The following is a 16947-nucleotide window of genomic DNA, read 5'->3' as shown; positions in this document are numbered from 1 at the left end:
ACATTCTATCAGCAGCCGGCGCCATCCCCAAAACGATTCATCCGCACTCCACACCAAGTTAAGCTTCAAGTTGAGCTTCAACCCCAGTTCGCAGGGGGTGTCAGGCGAACAGAACAGTCGCCAAACAGACCCTTGTCCCTGCGCATACGGGCAAGTCGAACCCCTCGGGTCGGCCGGTGACGTGGGCTGGTTGGGGACGTGTTCCGCCCAACCCATTTCTCAATAACAAAAGGCCTCTGGGGCATTTTCACGCAAAAATGGGTTGGATGGAACACGTCCCCAACCAACCCATGGAACACGTCGCCGGCCAACCGCGGCGTCTCTAGATCAAGCCCGCCTGCCGCTCGCGGTCGCGCGCAAGAATCGGACCCAGGAACCGTCCCGTATAGCTCTCGGGGCACGCCGCGACCTGCTCGGGCGTACCTGCCACCACGATGCGACCGCCGCCGTTACCGCCTTCGGGACCAAGATCGATGATGCGGTCGGCGACCTTGATGACGTCGAGGTTGTGCTCGATCACGAGCACCGTGTTGCCGGCATCGACCAGGCGCTGCAGCACGTCGATGAGTTGACGGACGTCTTCGAAGTGCAGACCGGTGGTCGGCTCGTCGAGGATGTAGAAGGTCTTGCCCGTCTGCTTGCGGTGCAGCTCCTTGGCGAGCTTCACGCGCTGCGCCTCGCCGCCCGACAGCGTCGTGGCGGGCTGTCCCAAACGGACGTAGCCCAAGCCCACGTCATACAGCGTCTGAAGCTTGCGCTTGATCTGCGGGATGTTGCCGAAAAACGCCAGCGCCTCGGTCACGGACATGTCGAGCACGTCCGAGATGGACTTGCCGCGGTAGAGCACCTCGAGCGTCTCGCGGTTGTAGCGCTTGCCGCCGCAGACCTCGCACGGCACGTAGATGTCGGGCAGGAAGTGCATCTCGATTTTGATCTGGCCGTCACCTTTGCAGGCCTCGCAGCGGCCGCCGGAAACGTTGAAGCTGAAGCGACCGGGCGAATAGCCGCGTGCCTTGGACTCCGGTACGCTGGCGAACAGCGCGCGCAGGTCGTCCCACAGCCCGATATAGGTCGCCGGGTTCGAGCGCGGCGTGCGCCCGATGGGCGACTGGTCGATGTCGATGACCTTGTCGATCTGCTCCATGCCCTCGATGGCGCGATAGGGACCGACCGGGCGGGCGGAGTGGTGGATGGCGTTGGTGAGCGCCGGCGCGATGGTGTCGGTCACCAGCGAGCTCTTGCCCGAGCCGGACACGCCGGTGACCACGGTGAACGTGCCAAACTCGATCTTGGCCGTAACGTTTTTGAGGTTGTTGGCGCGCGCCCCGCGGACCACGAGGGCCCCGCGGCCGGGATTCCTGCACTCGTCGGGCAGGCGCACCATGCGCTTGCCCGTGAGGTAGGCTCCGGTGAGCGAGGCCGAGCAGGCCATGATCTCGTCGGGCGAGCCGGCGCACACCACCTCGCCGCCGTTCTCGCCGGCGCCCGGTCCCATGTCCACCACGAAGTCCGCCGCGCGGATCGTATCCTCGTCGTGTTCGACCACGATGACCGTATTGCCCAGGTCGCGCAGGCGCTCGAGCGTGGCGATGAGGCGCTCGTTGTCGCGCTGATGCAGGCCGATGGACGGCTCGTCCAAAATGTAGAGCACGCCCATGAGGCCCGCGCCGATCTGCGTTGCCAGGCGGATGCGCTGCGCCTCGCCGCCCGACAGCGTCGCCGAGGCGCGGTCGAGCGTGAGGTAGTCCAGACCCACGTCCACCAGAAAGCGCAGGCGCTCCATGATCTCCTTGACGATACGCCCGCCGATGAATTGCTGGCGCTCGGTGAGCTCAAGGGCCTCGAAGAACTCGAGCGACTCGCGGCAGCTCATGCAGCACACGTCGTAGATGGACTTGTCCCCCACCGTGACGGCGAGCATCTCGGGACGCAGGCGAGCTCCATGGCAGGCGTGGCACGGCTCCTCGCGGATGTACTTCTCGAGTCGCGCCTTGGTGTTGTCGTTGGTCGTCTCGATATAGCGCTCGTACAGGATGTTGCGCACGCCGGAGTACTTGGTGAACCAGTGGGTGTCGCGCCCGTCCTGCGTGTGATAGTCGACGCGCATCTTCTTGTCGCCCAGGCCGTCGAGGAAGATCTTGCGCACGCGGGCGGGCAGGTCGCGCCACGGCGTCGTGGGGTCGACCTTCAGGTGCTTGGCGAGCGCGCGGAAGATCTGCGGGTAGTAGTTGGACTTGCCGAAGAAGCTTCCGAACACGCCCTCCTCGATGGAGAGGTTCGGGTCCTCGATGAGCGCCTCGGCATCCACGACCTTCTTGAAACCCAGGCCGTCGCACTCGGGGCACGCGCCGTAGGGAGCGTTGAAGGAGAAGTCGCGCGGCTGCAGGTCGTCGATGGAGTGGCCGTGCTCGGGGCACGCGAGCGCCAGCGAGTACGAGAGCAGATCGCCCGGCGTCCCTTCCGGCGCGTCGCGGTCGGGCAGCAGGTACACCGCCACGCGACCGCTCGCGAGCTTCGTCGCCTGCTCGACCGCCTCGGCGATGCGGCCGACGCTGCCCTCGCGGATGACGATGCGGTCGACCACCACCTCGATGGTGTGCCGGTACTTCTTATCGAGCTCGATGGGATCGTCCAGGCTGTGGACCTCCCCGTCGATGCGCACGCGGGAGAAGCCCTCGCGGCGCAGGTCGTCGAGGAGCTTGGCGAACTCGCCCTTGCGGTCGGTGACGACCGGCGCGAGCACCAGGGCGCGACGGCCCGAACCCGCCGCCATGATCTTGTCGGCGACCTGGTCGGTCGTCTGGCGCTCGATTACGCGGCCGCACTCCGGGCAGTGCGGCGTGCCCACGCGGGCGAACAGCAGGCGCAGGTAGTCGTAGATCTCGGTGACCGTGCCCACCGTGGAGCGCGGGTTTTTGCTCGTGGTCTTCTGGTCGATGGACACCGCCGGGGACAGGCCGTCGATGGAATCGAGGTCGGGCTTGTCCATCTGCCCCAGAAACTGGCGCGCGTAGCTGGACAGGCTCTCGACATAGCGGCGCTGGCCCTCGGCGTAGATGGTGTCGAACGCCAGGCTCGACTTGCCCGAGCCCGACAGGCCGGTGATCACGACGAGCTTGTCGCGCGGGATCTCGACGTCGATGTCGCGCAGGTTGTGCTCGCGGGCGCCGCGGATGACGATGGATGATTCTGACATGGGAATCCTTTCGGAACGCCATGGGGATATGCGGGCACCAGTCTACCCGTTTTGATACCGGACATGTGTTCGTATGCGCGTTCGAACACGGGAAGCCCATGTCGTGTTCGGCGCACATCGCCCGTACGCGATCCGTCTCTAAGGCAGGATGGCGCGGATCTGCGCGGCGACCCGCGCGGTCAGGGCATGGCCGTCCGGCGTGGCATCGCGCGAGACGACGCCCGCGACCGCATGGGTCCCCTCGCAGAGGGCGGGGAAGAAAAACGTGCACTCGTCGGGCGCGTCCGCCACCGACACCGGTATGCCGAGGCGGCGGCAGCGCTCGCCCAGCATGCGGTTGACCGCGCGATCGTCCGTGGCGGCGACCGCCAGCGCGCACCCGTCCTCGTCACCCGCACGATAGGGACGTGCGAGCAGCTCGGCGGCGACGCGGCGGCCCTCGTCGCGGAAAGCGGGGTCCACCAGCGTCACACGGGCCCCGAAGCGCGCGAGCGCGGCGGCGCGGCGGCATCCGACCTCCCCGCCCCCGACCACCAGGCAGCGTGCGCCCGCAAGGTCGACAAAGAGCGGGAACCGGCTCGCGCCGCATGGCGACACGGGCCCATCCTCACCCGCGACGACCTGAACCGAACGGTCCAGGTGCTCGCACGCCAGCGCCCGGACCTCGGGCCACGCCCCCAGGCCGTCTGCCGCCGCCCGCACGGTGAACCCGGCAGCCTTGAGACAGCTAGCCCAGCTCTCGCATTCAGTGCCGAGGACATCACGACGCGCATGGCGTCCGGCGGCAACCATGAGCGGGACAAGCGTCACGGTCTCGACGCCAGCGGTCGCGAGCTCGGCTGCCACCGCAGAACACGACGGGTCCCCGCGAAGCACCCCGATCGCCGCGTCACTGCGGCCCCGGGCATGCAGCTCGTAGCCGAGCGCCAGGTACGCAAGCTGCCCCGCCCCATCGGAACCGTGCCCGACGAGCACGACCGCCTCGCGCTCCCGACGCGGATAACGGCTGTCGACGGCTCGCGCGAGGGCGGCCGCATCGGACGCGGACGAGAGCAAGGGAGGCATCAGGCGCACCGCGTCGAACAGACGCACCTTCGTGCGCACGGCTCGCCGCACCCCCTCATACGATGCGCCGTCGATCAGGTGCGTCGGGGCGACCGTCACATCGCGCACGCCCGCAGCCCAAAGCTCCTCGAGCGCGGCGGCGACGTCCAGCCCCGCAGGGCCCGCCCCTGCGTGCGCATGGGTGCCCGCAGAGGCGATGCGGACCGGTACCGCGTCGGTCGTATCGCGGTAAAAGGCGTCGATCAGCTCCCGCTCGAGCGGCTCGACGTAGGTAGCGCGGACATGAGAATCCGCATACCCGCTCTCGACCACGAGCAACCCGCGATGCCCTTCCGGCCGCTCCATGGCAGCACCTCCCCCGTGTTACATCCTGAAGCCAATTCCGTCGGCAGGATGGCTCTACCTTACTCCTCAACTAGACTGAAGGCCATATCGCAACCGTCACGGGAGGAGCTGCATGGATACCGCAGCGAACACCCTTCATCTGCCGGGTGCGCCGGCGACTTTCGAGGCCGTCGCGTTCGAGCAAGCCGATGCGCTCGCCGCGCTCGCGGGCACCATCTGGCGCGCGTATTGGCCGGCGCTCATCGGTGCGGACCAGACCGAATACATGATCGAGCGCTTCCAGAGCCCCTCCGCGATCCGGCGCGATATGGTCGAGCACGCGTACGAATACTGGTTCGTGCGCGCCGCCGACGACGGCCGCATCGTCGGCTACACGGGCGGACACGTCGAGTCCGAGACGTCGCGCTTCTTCATCAGCAAGATCTACCTGCGCGCCGACGAGCGCGGCAAGCACTTCGGGAGCGCCGTGGTCGCCTTTTACGAGCAGCTCTGCCGCGAGCGCGGCCTGCGCGCGATGTACCTCACCGTCAACAAGGGCAACGAACTCGGCATCCGCGCCTACAAGGGAACGGGTTTCGAGACGATCGACGCCGTGCGGACCGATATCGGCTCCGGTTTCGTCATGGACGACTACATCATGGAGAAACGCGTCGCCGGCTGACACGCCTCCCTTACAGCCCGACGCGCTCCCCCTTCGGAGTATTTCCCACCCGTCCCGACCGCGCCGCGGGCCTATCATAGACACACGGGTATACGGGCGCGCACGGCCAACCCGACCGCGCGTCCTGTCTCAGAGAGGGGACGTCATATGAAGTACCTGGTCGTCGGCGGCGTGGCAGCCGGAACCAAGGCCGCCGCCAAGATCAAGCGCTGCGATCGCTCCGCCGAGGTGAAGGTCGTCACCAAGGGCGCTGACATCAGCTATGCGGGCTGCGGGCTGCCCTATTACGTAAGCGGCGACATCCCCGCGCGCGAGGACCTCATCGTCAACACGCCCGCCGCGTACGCCGGCCTCACCGGCGTCGAGGTGGAGACCGGCACGGAGGCCACCGGGCTCGACGCCGCCGCGCATACGGTGCGCGTCCGCCGCGCGGACGGAAGCGAGGGCACCGAGACCTACGACAAGCTGGTCATCGCCACGGGCGCGGCGCCGTTCGTGCCGGATGTGGCGGGATGCGACCTTGCGGGCGTCTTCTGCCTGCGCACGCCTGACGATGCCTGCGGCCTGCGCGACTATGTGGAGCAAAACGCGTGCCGGCACGCCGTTGTGGTGGGTGCCGGCTTTATCGGCCTTGAGGTCGCCGAGAGCCTGCTCGCCCGTGGCCTCTCCGTCACCGTGATCGACGCGATGCCCCAGATTCTGCCCAACGTCTTCGACCCCGAGATGGCCGACTTCGCGAAGCGTCAGCTCAAGGCGGCGGGCGTCCGCGTGGTCACCGGCGCCGCGCTCACCGGCATCGCGGGCGACGGTCGCGTTGCAAGCGTGCAGACGGCAAACGGCTCGTTTGCCGCCGACGTCGCGGTGCTCGCCATCGGCATCCGCCCCGCCACGGCATGGCTCGAGGGCTCCGGCGTCGAGATGCTCAAGGGCTGCGTGCTCGTGGATGAGCACATGGCAACCAACCTGCCCGACGTCTACGCCGCCGGCGACTGCGCCGAGGTGAGAAACTTCATCACCGGCAAGCCGCAGTGGAGCGCCATGGGGTCCACGGCCAACATCTGCGGCCGCGCCCTCGCCCGTACGCTCACGGGTGCGCCGACCGCCTATCCCGGCGCGCTCGGCACCGGCGTGGTGCGAATCCTCCCGACGCTCAACGGTGGCCGCTGCGGCCTCACCGAGGCTGCGGCGCGCGAGGCCGGCTTCGATCCGGAGTCCATCGTCTGCATCGTGGACGACAAGGCCCACTACTACCCCGGCTCGGCGAGCTTCTTCATCAAGCTCATCGCCTGCAAGCAGACGCATCGCCTGCTCGGCGTACAGGTGCTCGGCGCGGGCGCGGTCGACAAGGTCGTCGACGTCGTGGTGGCCGCCCTGTATCAAAAGCTCGCGGTCGAGGATCTCGACATGATGGATTTCGCCTACGCGCCGCCGTTCTCAACCGCGATCCACCCGCTCGTCACCGCCGGCTACATCCTGGAAAACAAGCTCGCCGGCGAGCTCGAAAGCTTCACCCCCGCCGAGTACGCCGCGGGCGCCGCCACAGACTACGAGGTCATCGACGTTCTGCCCGCGCCCACGATCCCCGGCGCACAATGGGTGGACCTCACCAAGATCGGCCCAGACGGGCTGCCCGGTCACGAAAAGGACGAGAAGCTCCTGCTCGTGTGCGCCAAGGGCAAGCGTGGCTACTTCGCGCAGAACCGCCTCAAGGCGGCCGGCTACACCAACACGCGCGTGCTCGAGGGCGGCATGACCTTCAACGAGGTCAAGGTCGCCCGCAAGCCGGGCAACAAGCTTCCCGCCGCCGAGATCAAGCGCCTGAAGGGCTTGGGCTGCCTGCAGGACAAGCGCTTCGACGACGTGTTCAACATTCGCGTGATCACGCGCAACGGCAAGCTGACCGCTGCAGAGCAGAAGATCGTGGCCGAGGCGAGCGAGACGTTCGGCTCCGGCGAGGTCACGATGACCACGCGCCTCACCCTCGAGATCCAGGGCGTCCCCTACGACAACATCGAGGCCTGCATCGCGTTTTTGCAGGACCACGGCCTGGATGCCGGCGGTACCGGCTCCAAGGTGCGCCCGGTCGTGAGCTGCAAGGGCACCACGTGCCAGTATGGTCTGATTGACACCTTCGAGCTGTCCGAGAAGCTGCACGAGCGCTTCTACGTGGGCTACCACGGCATCGAGCTGCCGCACAAGTTCAAGATCGCCGTGGGCGGCTGCCCCAACATGTGCGTCAAACCCGACCTCAACGACCTGGGCATCGTCGGTCAGCGCGTGCCGCAGATCGATCTTGAGAAGTGCCGCGCCTGCAAGGTCTGCCAGGTCGTGAAGGCATGTCCCATGGGCGACGCGCAGGTCGGACCGGACGGAAAGATCACCATCGACGGCTCTGCGTGCAACCACTGCGGGCGCTGCATCGGCTCCTGCCCGTTCGATGCCGTGACCGAGGGACTCGCCGGCTACAAGGTCTACATCGGCGGCCGCTGGGGCAAGAAGACCGCGCATGGCCGAGCGCTGGATAAGATCTTCACCAGCGAGGACGAGGTCATGGACGTCGTGGAGCGCGCCATTCTGTTCTTCCGTGACGAGGGAATCTCAGGCGAGCGCTTTGCCGACACCGTCGCGCGCCTGGGCTTCGACTATGTGCAGGACAAGCTCCTGACCGCCCCCATCGACAAGGAGGCCATCCTCAACAAGCAGGTCGTGGGCGGGGCAACCTGCTAGGACCCGAGCGGGCGATCGACACGGAAGGCGGGGTGCAGTCCACGATCCGGACTGCACCCCGCCTTGTATCCCGCCTTATGCTACCGACAGAAGGGCGACCGCCTTGCGCCGTGCCACCCTCGCCGTCACCCTTCGCAGATCTCGAGGTACTTCGAGCACGTCATCGCGCGCACCTTGGATGCACGATACGCCGCAGCATCACGCGTGAGGATGAAATCGACGTTGTTCAGCTCGGCGCATGCCCGCACGAGCCCGTCCTCAAAATCTGGCTCGTTCGAATGGATGGAAAGCTCGCATTCCTCCACCCCCATCGGCGCGATGACGAGCAGCTCCATGAGCGTCTTGACCGCCTGACGCGCCTCGGCTTCCTTCCCATAACGGCAGAGCACATAGTACGCATCCTTAAGGGAACCCGAGGTGACCATACCCAAATCCCCGCCGCCGTTGCATCGACACAAGACATCCCACGCCTCATGGGATTCAGGCCTGCCCTCGACGATTGCATCGAGCAGTACGTTCGTATCGAAAAGCAGCGTTCGATCGTTGAAGTTACGCATATCTGCTCGCAATCATCTCTCTCATCTGTTCATCGGTAAGGTGCTTGAGCTCCTCCGACGAACCGAACGATACGCGAAGCGCCATGAGCTTCTCAAGCGGGTCTTCTTCGACAGCTGCCTCACGCCCCTCGTCGACGGGAATCTCCCCGGTACGGGCGATGCGCTCCCACACCTGGCGGATCACGTCTCCCGCCTGGAGCCCGGCAGCACGGAGGTACGCATCCGCGCGCTCTTTGATGCGCTCGTCAACCCGACCGGAAATAACAGCTGTGGCCATGGCTCCTCCTTTGTATACACGTCTACACCATACAAACACTGCCTGCATCCGTCAAGAGCGTGCACTGGGAAAGTCCGCCCCGCCATCGCGATGCATCCCGCGCGCAATCGCCCGCTGCGGACGGGTACAATGGACCCGTGCCAACCATTGAGTGCCCGGCGCCGCGCACGGTATCGTCGCGCCGGGTTCTATCGAAAGGATCATCCCATGAGCACCTGTGAACACGCCCAGGCTGCCGGCGGGCAGAGCGCCCCGATGCAGTTTGAGGAGAACAACCTCTCCGAGGTCAAGCGCGTCATCGCCGTACTCTCCGGCAAGGGAGGCGTCGGCAAGTCGCTCGTGACCGGTTCGCTTGCCGTCGAGCTCGCCCGCGGCGGCGCCAAGGTCGGCATCCTCGACGCCGACATCACCGGCCCGTCCATCCCCCGCATGTTCGGCATGGGCGATCGCCGCGCCCACGGCCTGGGCAAGCTGCTGCTGCCCGAGATCTCCGAGGGCGGCGTCAAGGTCATGTCGTCCAACCTGCTGCTCCAAAACGAGACCGACCCCGTGCTCTGGCGCGGCCCGGTCATCGCCGGCGCCATCAAGCAGTTCTGGAGCGACACCTCCTGGGGCCCGCTCGACTACCTGCTCGTCGACATGCCCCCGGGCACGGGAGACGTCGCGCTCACCGTGTTCCAGTCTCTGCCGGTCGACGGCATCGTCGTCGTCACGAGCCCGCAGGACCTCGTGTCCATGATCGTCGCCAAGGCGGTCAACATGGCTGACAAGATGAACGTGCCCGTGCTCGGCATCGTCGAGAACATGAGCTACGTGCAGTGCCCCGACTGCGGGCGCGCGATCGAGATCTTCGGCGCAAGCAAGCTCGACGACGTTGCCGCCACCTACAGCCTGCCCGTTCTCGACCGTCTGCCCATCGACCCGGCGCTCGCCGCCGCCTGCGATGCCGGCACCATCGAGACCGAGCTTCTGGCCGGCACCCTGCCGCTCGCGCTCGCCGCGGTCAAGGCCGTCGAGTCCCATGAGGGCGACGAGCCCTCCGAGCAGGCCTAAGTGCCCGCACCCATCACATACGACGTCGCGATCGTCGGCGGCGGCGCCTCCGGGCTCGCCGCCGCCATCGCTGCCGCGCGCGCGGGGGACTCGGTCATCGTCATCGAACGCGATGTCGAGCTCGGGCTGCCCATCTTGGCTACCGGCAACGGGCGCTGCAATCTGTCGAACGCCCACCTCGACCCCGCGCGCTACCGCCATCCCGACATCGCCCGCACCGTCATGGGCGAACATCCCGAGGACGAACTCGCCGCCTTCTTCGACTCGATCGGCCTTTTGACCTGCGAGGTCGACGGCAGGCTTTACCCCTACAGCAAGCGAGCCGACTCCGTGCGCGACGCCCTGCTCATGGCGGTGGCGCCGCATGCCGAGCTGCGCACATGCACGGATATCGTCGGTGCCGGCTTCGATGAAGCGGATGCTTGCTGGCGTCTCGAGATCTCAAGACCGACCAAGCCCCTATCGCCGCCGAAAAAGCCGATCACCGAGTTCAAAGCTCTTGTTCGCGCGCTGCGCAAGGAGCTTCGCTGCGCCGAGCGCACGCGCGAGACCGTATGCGCGCGCCGTGTCATCATTGCCTGCGGAGGATCGTCGGAACACATGGCCGAGATGTTCGGTCTTCCCCATATCGCTGAGGAACCTGTGCTGTGCCCCGTCGCCTGTCGACCCGCAGACTTCCTCCGACACGATCCTCGCTCCATCGCATTCGATCATCTCGACGGTCTTCGCGTCGACTGTCGGCTCTCCCTCATCCGCGACGGCGCGCCGTTATGGACAGAGGACGGCGAGGTCCTCTTCCGCTCGTACGGCATCTCGGGCATCGTCGTCTTCGACCTCTCACGCCGCTGCTCCGCCGGCGATGTCGTGGAGATCGATCTGTTTCCCATCTATGGCGAAGCGGAGCTTGTGCGACTTTTCGAAGCGCGCGCCGCCGTCTTCGGCGATCCCGCCCAGATGACTGCCCCCTGGTTTTGCGGCCTGCTCGACGGCCGACTCGGCGCGTATATCGCCACCATCGCCGAACCGGACGGGCACACCTGCGGCGCCTACGCGCACCTTGCCAAGCACCTTGCCCTCGAGGTCCTGGGCACGTCCGAGCACGCGAGCGCCCAGGTGCGGCGCGGCGGCATTCCCTTTAGCGCCGTCACCCTGTCCGACCTCACGGTTCGCCCCGACATCGCCCCGGCGCTGACCATCTGCGGCGAAGCCCTCGACATGGATGCCGACTGCGGCGGGTTCAATCTTGCCTGGGCATGGCTTTCCGGCCTGCGCGCCGGTGCAGGACGGTAGGCACGCGCCCAGCAAACGATATGCGGTACCATCGGTACCATGACCGCTTGGCACCGATGCAACAGAAAGGCGATTCATGCTCGAACTCTCGCAGATTCGCGCGAACCTGGACGAGGCGACGACCGAGGCGTCCTGTCTTGCGGTGTGCCGTGCTGCTGCAAAGCGGCTTCTGGGGCTCCCAGAGGCTGATATCGCCCGTATCGAGCTCCATCGCAAGTCAGTGGACGCCCGCAAGAAGCATGACGTCCATTTCGTTCTGAGCGCCCGTATCGGGCTTGACAAGCATCTCAACGAGCAGGACGTCCTGTCACGCATCCCCGCCGAGCAGCGCAAGAACCTGCGTATCGTCGACGACGACGCGCCCGCGTTTCCGGCATCTGCCGCACATGTGCGAGCAGGCGCCACGCAGCCTGTCGTCGTTGGCGCCGGGTGCGCTGGCCTCTTCGCCGCGCTCACACTCGCCCATGCCGGGCTCAAACCGCTACTCATCGAGCGCGGCGATGACGCAGCGCGGCGTACCGAGACGATCGAGCGCTTCATGCGCACCCGCACGCTCGACCCCGAAAGCAATATCCAGTTCGGCTTGGGCGGCGCCGGCACCTTCTCGGACGGCAAGCTCAACACCGGCACGAAAAACCCCGCTCATCGGCTCATCCTCCAGACCATGGTCGAGGCCGGCGCTCCGCGCGAGATCCTCTGGGACGCCAAGCCCCATGTGGGGTCCGACATCCTGCCCGCCGTCGTCACGCATATCGTCGACGAGATTCGTGCACACGGCGGCGAGGTCCGCTTCCGCTGCCGCATGATCGACATCGAGCGCGCTGCCGACGGTTCGCCGCGCGCGTTGAGCGTCGAGCAGGGCGGCAAGACCGAGCGCATCGCGACCTCGCAGGTCATTCTCGCCTGCGGCCATTCCGCACGCGACGTCTTCGAGCTTCTGCGCCGGCGCGGCTTCGCGCTCGAACGCAAGACGTTCGCCATGGGCGTGCGCATCGAGCACCTCCAGGCCGATATCGACCGAGCGCAATACGGGCGGGCGGCGGGACATCCCGCTCTGGGAGCAGCGCCTTACAAGCTTGTGGCGCACCTTCCCAACAACCGTAACCTCTTTACGTTCTGCATGTGTCCGGGCGGCGAGGTCGTGGCGGCCGCATCGGAGGCCGGCGGCGTGGTCGTCAACGGTGCGAGCCTGTACGCACGCGCCGGGCGAAACGCCAACGCGGCGCTGCTCGTGAACGTCAACCCCGCAGATCTTCCGGGAACCGATCCCCTCGCCGGCATCGAGCTGCAACGCGCCTGCGAACGCCGCGCTTTCGAACTCGGAGGCGGAGACTACCATGCCCCGGCACAGCTGGTGGGAGACTTCATCGCGCGCCGGGCGAGCACGACGGGCGGCCGCATCAAGCCGACCTATGCACTCGGCGTCACGTGGACCTCTCTCGATGAAACCCTGCCCGCGCATATCATCGACACCCTCCGTGCAGGCATCCCCGCCCTTGGCCGCCGTCTGCGCGGCTACGATAACCCTGAGGCCGTGCTCACCGGCGTCGAGACGCGCTCGAGCTCTCCTGTCACCGTTGTGCGCGACCGCGCCTGCGCGGCGATCGGAGCGCCGGGTCTCTATCCGTGCGGCGAGGGCGCGGGCTACGCAGGCGGCATCATGAGCGCCGCCACCGACGGCATTCGCTGCGCTGAGGCCCTGATATCCGATCTCCAGACCATCTCATAAGGCGCCCTGCGGCACACGGCTGCGTTGTCGCGATGCTTTGACCCAACGAGCAGGATATTCGATCGCCTTATGCACCGTCCGGCGCGCTTTGGACGGGCACGGAGCGCTCATGATCGCAATCGTGGTCACGAGACGACGATTCCTGTACGCCCCCGACGATGGATAAGCAATTTCATAATGCCTTATATTTCATCCGAGCACGTCATCGAGTTCCTGTCCCCGTGCGAGCAGCCAGAGCGAAGCGGTACGGGAGCTCAGGCTGCCGCAGAACGCACGCGCAAGACCTTGAGCCGACAGGAATCGGCGTGTCGTGACCAGATCCGCGAAAACGAACCGATTCGGATGCGCTGGACGGCCCTCTCCGGCGTTAGTGCTTGCCCTTCCAGCCCTGGCGTTTGCGCCCGCCGCCGAACACACTGCCCTTGCGCGCGTCGCGACGCAACCGCTCGATAACTTCCTCCTCGGTGCCGCCTTCGACCACCGCCTTGAGATGCACAAGCGCGTCGCGCAGACGCGCCGCCTCCTCGAAGTCCATAGCCTCCGAGGCGCTGCGCATGTCCTCCTCCATCGTGGCAATAATGCGCGCGATCTCGTCGGCAGGCAGGCCAGCGAGCTCCTCGGCGAGCTTCGCACCCGGCGTGATCCCGGACTCGTCGGCACCGTCGGCGGGCGTGAAGAACTCCCCATGGCCGAGTGTGTCGCCGCGGCTACGGTTGCGCTTCCCCACGTTCTCTGTCGCCTCGGCGATAAAGCTCGAGATGTCGTTAATCGCCTTGCGGACCGTCTTGGGCTCGATACCGTGCTCCTCGTTGAACGCCATCTGGATGCCGCGACGTCGATTCGTCTCGTCGATCGCCTCGCGCATCGAATCGGTGACGGTGTCCGCGTACATGATGACCTCGCCGTCGGCGTTACGCGCGGCGCGCCCGATTGTCTGGATGAGCGAACGCCGGTTGCGCAGGAAGCCCTCTTTGTCGGCATCGAGGATCGCCACAAGGGAAACCTCGGGCAAGTCGAGGCCCTCACGTAGCAGATTGATGCCCACGAGCACATCGATTTTGCCCTGGCGCAGGTCGCGCAAGATGTCGACGCGGTCCATCGTCGCGGTGTCCGAGTGCATATAGTTGACCTTCACGCCCGCATCGAGCAGATGGTCGGTCAGGTCCTCGGCCATGCGCTTCGTCAACGTCGTGACCAGCACGCGCTCATGGCGCGCCGTGCGCGTGCGGATCTCGTCGAGCAGGTCGTCGATCTGCCCGCGGACCGGCCGCACATCGATCTTGGGATCGAGCAGACCGGTCGGGCGGATGATCTGCTCCACGTTGTTCTGGCTCACGCGCAGCTCGTAGTCACCCGGCGTCGCGCTCACGTAGATGAACTGCGGAATCCGCGCCTCGAACTCATCGAAGCGCAACGGGCGGTTATCGAGGGCCGACGGCAGGCGGAACCCGTGCTCCACCAGCGTCACCTTGCGCGAACGGTCGCCCTCGTGCATACCGCGGATCTGCGGCACCGTCACATGGCTCTCATCGATGATGCAGAGCATGTCCTTCGGGAAGTAGTCGATGAGCGTGTAGGGCGGCTCGCCGGGCTTGCGGCCGTCCAAGTGACGCGAGTAGTTCTCGATACCCGTGCAAAAGCCCATCGTCTCGAGCATCTCAAGATCGTAATCCGTACGCTGCTGAAGACGCTGGGCCTCGAGCAGCTTGTCTTGGGCCTTGAGCTCGGCCACGCGATGCTCGCACTCTTCCTCGATGGTCTTCAAGGCATGCGTCACCTTGGGCTTCTCGGTTACGTAGTGCGAGGCGGGCCACACGGGAATGGCATCGTACTCGCGCAGCAGCTCGCCGGTCACCTCGTCAATCTCGGCGATGAGCTCAACCTCATCGCCGAAGAACTCAAAGCGCAGGGGATGTTCCGCATAGGGAGGGAAGACGTCCACGACGTCGCCGCGCACGCGGAATGTTCCGCGTGCCAGGTCGAAATCGTTTCGGTCGTACTGAATGTCGATGAGCTCATGGATGAAGTCGTCGCGCTCGAGCGGCACCTTCTTGTCCACGTTCGGAGCCAGACCCGCATAGTCCTCCGGGCTACCGATGCCGTAGATGCAGGAGACGGATGCGACCACGATGACGTCTCGCCGTGACAGCAGGCTTGCAGTCGCCTGATGCCGCAGCATCTCGACCTCCTCGTTAATCGAGGAGTCCTTCTCGATGTAGGTATCGCTCGAGGGCACATACGCCTCGGGCTGATAGTAGTCGTAGTAGGAGACGAAATACACCACGGCGTTATGCGGGAAAAACTCCTTGAGCTCGCTGGCGAGCTGTGCTGCAAGCGTCTTGTTGGGAGCCATGACGAGCGTCGGCTTGCCGAGCGCCTCGATCGTCTTTGCCATGGTGAAGGTCTTGCCCGAACCGGTCACGCCCAGCAGAACCTGGTAACGATCTCCATCTCTCACGCCCTGCACAAGGGATTCGATAGCTTGGGGCTGATCTCCCGAGGGCTCATAGGGCGCAACGACCTCGAAACGAGCACCCTCGCCGGCAACTCCGAAGCGCTTCAGCTCGCCGCCGACACGCTCAACCTCGAATGCAGGCATACGGTCACCTCAAATCCCTAAAAGGCTTCTGGATACAGCTGCTGGTAACGATCGTGGGCGGACGTGACGCGCGCGAGATACGCCTGGGTTTCAGGGAAGGTGATGGCATCCTCAAGGTCAGCGCCCTCGCTCGTCCACGAGTCGACATTTCCCATGCCGGCATTGTACGCGGCAACGGCATGATCGGTCGCCCCGTTGAAATACGACGTCAAATAGGAAAGGTAGGCGCAGCCGATCTCGATATTCGTCTCCGGATCGGTAAGGTCGTCCGCATCATATCGTGACCCATCGACGAGACCCTTGGCAACCATATCATGAGCGGTCTCGGGCATGAGCTGCATAAGCCCACAGGCCCCCCTATTCGAAAGAGCGGACGCATCCCAGCCGGATTCGGTGTCGATAACAGCCGAGACCAGATAGGGATCGATGCCATGCGCCGTTGCCGACTCAAGAATCTGCTCCTCATAATCGAGGGGATACAAAAGTCGGAAAAGCGGCGCGGGCGCGTAGGCGTAAACCCACGAAAAGGCGCCGAACGCGAATACGATGAGAAGCGGCAATACGCGGTACCAGGCGAGGAAGTGAACTCGTCTCTTCATATCAGCGCTCACCGCCCTGAAGAAGCCCGCGCTCGTGGAGCCAAGCATCGAGATACGCTATGAGCCCGTGCTCATCACCGGAATTATCGAACACCGTGTCAGCAAGCGTGCACAAGGTGTCCTCATCGGGTTGACAAAGCGCTCGGGCCTCGAAATCCTCCTGAGACATGCCGCGAGCAAGAGCGCGTGCGCGCCTCACGTCAAAGGGTGCCGTTATGGCAAGCACCTCATCAGCAAGACCGAAAGCATCGGTAAACGTCTCGGGAACAGAGATCTCGACGACGGCGAGCTCATAGTGCGGCGTGACAACAGAACAGCAATTCGAAGGAAGAAGCATCGCGCCCAGCCGTTCAAGCAGAACGGGATGCACGATCGAATCGAGCAGACGGGCATGCTCGGGAACATCGAAGGCACGCTGAGCAAGAATGTCGGTACGCAATGCACCGAACTCGTCAAGGATATCCCATCCGAAGGCATCGGCGATATCGTTGACCACCTGAGACCCAGGCGTATAGAGTCGTTTGGCAAGAGCATCCAGATCAATGCGAAGCGCACCGCGCCGCTCAAGGTACCGCGCAGCCGATGATTTTCCAGAAGCTATGTTGCCGATGAGAAACAAGGTAAACATGGACGTCATTGTGACGCAACGAGTGGGCATACGAGTGGAGAAGCGAAGAGCGCATCCCATCTCCATGCCAGAAACGAAAAAAGGCCCCGAAGGGCCTGAAAAGCCAAAGGTCCGTGTGAGCTTCCTCACACGGACCTTATGACAAAACGCCGTCCACCGGTCAGCGGCGCCCTGCTCTCCCACGGGCTTACCCCGCAGTACCATCGGCGCTGGCCGGCTTA

At 65.2% G+C, this 16947-nt stretch carries 12 protein-coding genes; 5 read left to right on the top strand and 7 right to left on the bottom strand.

Annotated features, from left to right (window positions below):
• Positions 1-322 precede the first annotated feature (322 nt).
• A complete protein-coding gene (gene uvrA, locus QUW00_RS08425) occupies positions 323-3196 on the bottom strand; it encodes an excinuclease ABC subunit UvrA (protein ID WP_289613943.1) in 2874 nt (957 codons plus the stop codon).
• Between the two features lie 138 nt (positions 3197-3334).
• Positions 3335-4606 (bottom strand): sirohydrochlorin cobaltochelatase, encoded by a 1272-nt coding sequence (locus QUW00_RS08420; protein ID WP_289613942.1) that lies wholly within the window; start codon positions 4604-4606, stop codon positions 3335-3337.
• A 112-nt stretch (positions 4607-4718) separates the two neighbouring features.
• On the opposite strand from QUW00_RS08420, the gene QUW00_RS08415 reads away from it, so the two are divergent.
• A complete protein-coding gene (locus QUW00_RS08415; protein ID WP_289613941.1) occupies positions 4719-5267 on the top strand; it encodes a GNAT family N-acetyltransferase in 549 nt (182 codons plus the stop codon).
• 147 nt (positions 5268-5414) lie between these two features.
• Positions 5415-7994 carry an FAD-dependent oxidoreductase gene (locus QUW00_RS08410; protein ID WP_289613940.1) on the top strand — a complete coding sequence of 860 codons (2580 nt, stop codon included), beginning with the start codon at positions 5415-5417 and terminating at the stop codon, positions 7992-7994.
• A gap of 125 nt (positions 7995-8119) precedes the next feature.
• Here QUW00_RS08410 and QUW00_RS08405 read toward each other — a convergent pair whose 3' ends face one another.
• Both QUW00_RS08405 and QUW00_RS08400 read right to left on the bottom strand, forming a co-directional pair.
• Positions 8120-8551, bottom strand: coding sequence for a type II toxin-antitoxin system VapC family toxin (locus QUW00_RS08405; protein WP_289613939.1), 432 nt, complete (start codon positions 8549-8551; stop codon positions 8120-8122).
• The gene (locus tag QUW00_RS08400; protein WP_289613938.1) at positions 8544-8828 is read right to left on the bottom strand and encodes a type II toxin-antitoxin system RelB/DinJ family antitoxin; all 285 of its coding nucleotides are present in this window, start codon (positions 8826-8828) and stop codon (positions 8544-8546) included. The genes QUW00_RS08405 and QUW00_RS08400 overlap by 8 nt, the downstream gene beginning before the upstream one ends.
• Positions 8829-9035: 207 nt before the next feature.
• On the opposite strand from QUW00_RS08400, the gene QUW00_RS08395 reads away from it, so the two are divergent.
• The 3 genes from QUW00_RS08395 to QUW00_RS08385 all read left to right on the top strand — a co-directional run bounded on the left by QUW00_RS08395 (position 9036) and on the right by QUW00_RS08385 (position 12900).
• On the top strand, positions 9036-9881 hold the full coding sequence (locus QUW00_RS08395; RefSeq protein WP_289613937.1) for an Mrp/NBP35 family ATP-binding protein: 846 nt from the start codon (positions 9036-9038) through the stop codon (positions 9879-9881).
• Positions 9882-11171, top strand: coding sequence for an FAD-dependent oxidoreductase (locus QUW00_RS08390; RefSeq protein ID WP_289613936.1), 1290 nt, complete (start codon positions 9882-9884; stop codon positions 11169-11171).
• Positions 11172-11247: 76 nt separating this feature from the next.
• Entirely contained in the window at positions 11248-12900 is a 1653-nt protein-coding gene (locus tag QUW00_RS08385) for an NAD(P)/FAD-dependent oxidoreductase (RefSeq protein WP_289613935.1), read from the top strand.
• Between the two features lie 367 nt (positions 12901-13267).
• Here QUW00_RS08385 and uvrB read toward each other — a convergent pair whose 3' ends face one another.
• From uvrB to coaE, 3 genes are all read right to left on the bottom strand, one after another.
• Positions 13268-15499: an excinuclease ABC subunit UvrB gene (gene uvrB / locus QUW00_RS08380; protein WP_289613934.1), complete on the bottom strand. Its 2232-nt coding sequence runs from the start codon at positions 15497-15499 to the stop codon at positions 13268-13270.
• Positions 15500-15516: 17 nt separating this feature from the next.
• The gene (locus QUW00_RS08375) at positions 15517-16098 is read right to left on the bottom strand and encodes a lytic transglycosylase domain-containing protein (protein WP_289613933.1); all 582 of its coding nucleotides are present in this window, start codon (positions 16096-16098) and stop codon (positions 15517-15519) included.
• A gap of 1 nt (position 16099) precedes the next feature.
• A partial coding sequence (gene coaE / locus QUW00_RS08370; protein ID WP_289613932.1) for a dephospho-CoA kinase occupies positions 16100-16947 on the bottom strand: 848 nt, incomplete at its 5' end.

Origin of the sequence: Collinsella tanakaei (genome assembly GCF_030373545.1) — a bacterium.
In the GTDB taxonomy this organism is placed as follows: domain Bacteria; phylum Actinomycetota; class Coriobacteriia; order Coriobacteriales; family Coriobacteriaceae; genus Collinsella; species Collinsella tanakaei_C.
The sequence above is the reverse complement of the archived record's forward strand: the minus strand, read 5'-3'. Positions and strand labels throughout refer to the sequence as shown.

Excerpts from the sequence above, each read along its gene's own strand:
- QUW00_RS08410 (WP_289613940.1), top strand. The coding sequence starts at position 5,415 with ATGAAGTACCTGGTCGTCGGCGGCGTGGCAGCCGGAACCAAGGCCGCC.
- QUW00_RS08375 (WP_289613933.1), bottom strand. The coding sequence starts at position 16,098 with ATGAAGAGACGAGTTCACTTCCTCGCCTGGTACCGCGTATTGCCGCTT.
- QUW00_RS08400 (WP_289613938.1), bottom strand. The coding sequence starts at position 8,828 with ATGGCCACAGCTGTTATTTCCGGTCGGGTTGACGAGCGCATCAAAGAG.
- QUW00_RS08420 (WP_289613942.1), bottom strand. The coding sequence starts at position 4,606 with ATGGAGCGGCCGGAAGGGCATCGCGGGTTGCTCGTGGTCGAGAGCGGG.
- QUW00_RS08385 (WP_289613935.1), top strand. The coding sequence starts at position 11,248 with ATGCTCGAACTCTCGCAGATTCGCGCGAACCTGGACGAGGCGACGACC.
- uvrA (WP_289613943.1), bottom strand. The coding sequence starts at position 3,196 with ATGTCAGAATCATCCATCGTCATCCGCGGCGCCCGCGAGCACAACCTG.
- QUW00_RS08415 (WP_289613941.1), top strand. The coding sequence starts at position 4,719 with ATGGATACCGCAGCGAACACCCTTCATCTGCCGGGTGCGCCGGCGACT.
- uvrB (WP_289613934.1), bottom strand. The coding sequence starts at position 15,499 with ATGCCTGCATTCGAGGTTGAGCGTGTCGGCGGCGAGCTGAAGCGCTTC.
- QUW00_RS08395 (WP_289613937.1), top strand. The coding sequence starts at position 9,036 with ATGAGCACCTGTGAACACGCCCAGGCTGCCGGCGGGCAGAGCGCCCCG.
- QUW00_RS08405 (WP_289613939.1), bottom strand. The coding sequence starts at position 8,551 with ATGCGTAACTTCAACGATCGAACGCTGCTTTTCGATACGAACGTACTG.